This window comes from Streptomyces sp. (assembly GCF_035644915.1).
GTDB lineage: Bacteria > Actinomycetota > Actinomycetes > Streptomycetales > Streptomycetaceae > Streptomyces.
In genome coordinates, this window is record NZ_DASQNP010000128.1 from 1 (window position 1) to 2,754 (window position 2,754).

A 2,754-nucleotide genomic window follows, 5' to 3' on the forward strand; every position below is an offset into this window, starting at 1 on the left:
CGCAGCGCGGCGACCGCCCGCAGACCCACGCGGGGGTCCCGGTCCATGGCGGCCTCCGCGGTGTCGACCGCTTCCCTTGCCTCTGATCCGGCCATGTCTGTCAACCTAAGATGACACGCGGGGAATGTCAACCCTAGTTGACGCGCGGAGGTGTGTGCGGGCGGGAGGGGTGTCCGGCCGCGAGAGGGGTGCCGGGGTGCCGGGCGCCCCGGAGCGCCGCCCAATCCACGGCTCGATCCGGAGTTTTGACAAGGGGTCGGCCATGCCTCCATGATTCCACTACTTAACTAGTGGAATCAGGTGATGGCTTGGAGTTCCGGATCGACAGACGGAGCGGGACCGCCGCCTACCAGCAGATCGTCCAGCAGACCAAGCAGGCCCTCCGGCTGGGGATCCTGGAGCCGGGGGACCGGCTGCCGACAGCCAAGGAGGTGGCGGAGACCTGCGCGGTCAACCCCAACACGACGCTCAAGGCGTACCGGGAGCTGGAACGGGAGGGGCTGGTCGAACCGCGGCCGGGGCTGGGCACGTTCGTGCGCCGGTCGCTGGCCCGCCCCCAGGCGGGGGTGGACTCCCCGCTGCGCGGGGAGCTGGCGGCGTGGATGGACCGGGCGCGCGAGGCGGGCCTGGACCGCGAGGACGTGGCCGCGCTGGTCGCGTCGGTGATGGAGGAGCGGTACGCGCGAAGCGCGGCGGTCGCCGGAGACACCGAGGACACGGGAGTGGGGGAGCGCGGGTGAGCGACGAGACGGGACGCGGGAGCCTGGCGACGGGAGCCGCGATCGAGGCGTACGGCCTGGGCCGGAGGTACCGGAAGGGCTGGGCGCTGCGCAACTGCTCCTTCCGGCTGCCGGCGGGCCGGGTCTGCGGGCTAGTGGGCCCCAACGGCGCGGGCAAGACCACGCTGCTGGCGCTGGCGGCGAACGTGTTGGAGCCCACGACCGGGAGCCTGCGGGTGTTCGGCGCGGAGCCGGGCTCGGCGGAGGCCGGACGCCGCGTCGCGTTCCTCGCCCAGGGAAGGCCCCTCTTCCGGCACTTCACCGTGGCCGAGACCCTGCGGCTGGGCCGGGAGCTGAACCCCGGCTGGGACCGGCGGACGGCGGAGGACGTCGTCCGGGCCGGCGACATCCCCTTCGACGCGAGGATCGGCGCCCTCTCCGGCGGGCAGCGCACCCGGGTGGCGTTCGCCCTCGCCCTCGGCAAGCGCCCCGACCTGCTGCTGCTCGACGAGCCGATGTCCGACTTCGACCCGCTGGTGCGCCACGAGATGACGGGCGCCCTGATGGCCGAGGTCGCCGAGCGCGGCACCACCGTGCTGATGTCCTCCCACACGCTCGCCGAGGTGGATGAGGTGTGCGACTACCTCCTGGTCCTCGCCGGCGGCAGCCTGCGCCTGGCGGGCGAGGTGGACGAACTGCTTGCCGCCCACGTCCTGCTCACCGGGGTCCGCACCGGCGAGGGCCTGCCGCCGGAACTCGCCCGCCACACCGTCGTCGAGTCCCGCACCAGCGGACGGCAGGTCACCGCGCTGGTCCGGCCCGACGGCCCCGTGGAGGGCACTTGGCGGACGGCCGCCCCGAACCTGGAAGAGCTGCTGCTCGCCCATCTGCGCGCCCCCCAGGCGCCCCCGTTGATCAGTCCCAGTGCCCAGGCCGGCGCCCCGGTCGGCGACCGGCACGAGACGCGAAGGAGCGCGGCATGACCATCGTGGCCGAGACCCCGACCACCCCGGCCGCTTCCGCGCCCCGGCGCGGCCCCCGGCTGCACGGCCTGGTCTGGCTGGTGTGGCGCCAGCACCGGGCCGCCTTCTGGACCGTCCTCGCCGTCGCCGCGGTGGGCGCCGCGTGGATGGCCTACCGGCGCGCGGAGATGACGGACGCCCTCCAGCACCTCGGCCGGCTCGGCACGGCGCAGGACGTGTGGCGGCAGGAGTTCCACTCGGGGCCGCTGAAGGCGGCCGGAGCGGGGCTCTTCATCGCCCCCGTCCTGACAGGTGTCCTCCTGGGCGCGCCGCTGTTCGCCAGGGACCTGGAGAGCGGCACCGCCGCGCTGGTCCTCTCGCAGTCCGTCGGTCGGCCGCGCTGGCTCGCGGTGAAGCTCGCCATGACCGCGCTCGTGGTCGTGGTGGCGGCCGGGGTGCTCTCGGCAGTCTTCGGCTGGTGCCTGTCGCCGTCCGGCGATGAGCCCGCCATCGGCGGCGACTGGGCCTCCCCGGTCCTGTTCGACACCACCGGACCCGTCCTGGTGGCGCTCACCCTGCTCACCACGGTGGTGGGCGCGGCGATCGGCCTGCTGGTGCGCCGTGTCCTGGTGGCGATGGCCGCCACCCTCGGCTTCACCCTGGCGCTCATGGCCGCCTGGGACCGGATTCGGCCGTACCTGGGAGACCCGGTCAAGGCGGTCGGCTGGGGGGACGGGCACGCCGGGTTCCCCGAACTCCCCGCGGGAGCCCACATGCTGCGCCTGCCCTCTCCCGTCACCGAGTCCGGGCGGGCCGTGAGCCAGGGCCTGTGCGGGAGTGAGGCGCAGGAGCGGGCCAGGGCCTGTCTGGAGGAGCACGGGGCCGTGGGCTGGGCGGTCGAGTACCTGCCCCACTCCCAGATGGCGGCCATGCAGTGGACCGGCGCGGCGGTCCTGTTCGTCCTGACCGCCGCCGTCGCGGCGTTCGTCCTCCTCCGGGGCCGCGGGCGCGTCCTGTGACCCCGCCGGCGGGCCGGTGATCCGGTGGCGCCCGTGGACGGTGACGTCCCGCGG

General features: G+C 74.5%; 3 protein-coding genes. All 3 read left to right on the forward strand.

Features of this window, described 5'->3' with window-relative positions; all coding sequences use genetic code 11:
* Positions 1-308 precede the first annotated feature (308 nt).
* From VE546_RS14630 to VE546_RS14640, 3 genes are read left to right on the forward strand one after another with little or no spacing between them, the layout of a single operon-like run.
* Positions 309-740, forward strand: a complete 432-nt coding sequence (locus tag VE546_RS14630; protein WP_324922350.1) for a GntR family transcriptional regulator — start codon at positions 309-311, stop codon at positions 738-740.
* Complete coding sequence (locus VE546_RS14635; RefSeq protein WP_324922352.1) at positions 737-1,702, forward strand: ABC transporter ATP-binding protein; 966 nt, start codon at positions 737-739, stop codon at positions 1,700-1,702. Before VE546_RS14630 ends, VE546_RS14635 begins: the two co-directional genes overlap by 4 nt.
* Positions 1,699-2,700, forward strand: a complete 1,002-nt coding sequence (locus VE546_RS14640) for an ABC transporter (protein WP_324922354.1) — start codon at positions 1,699-1,701, stop codon at positions 2,698-2,700. Before VE546_RS14635 ends, VE546_RS14640 begins: the two co-directional genes overlap by 4 nt.
* Positions 2,701-2,754 lie beyond the last annotated feature (54 nt).

Bases quoted from the DNA above. Each gene is read 5' to 3' on its own strand.
- VE546_RS14640 (WP_324922354.1), top strand. From the start codon at position 1,699: ATGACCATCGTGGCCGAGACCCCGACCACCCCGGCCGCTTCCGCGCCC.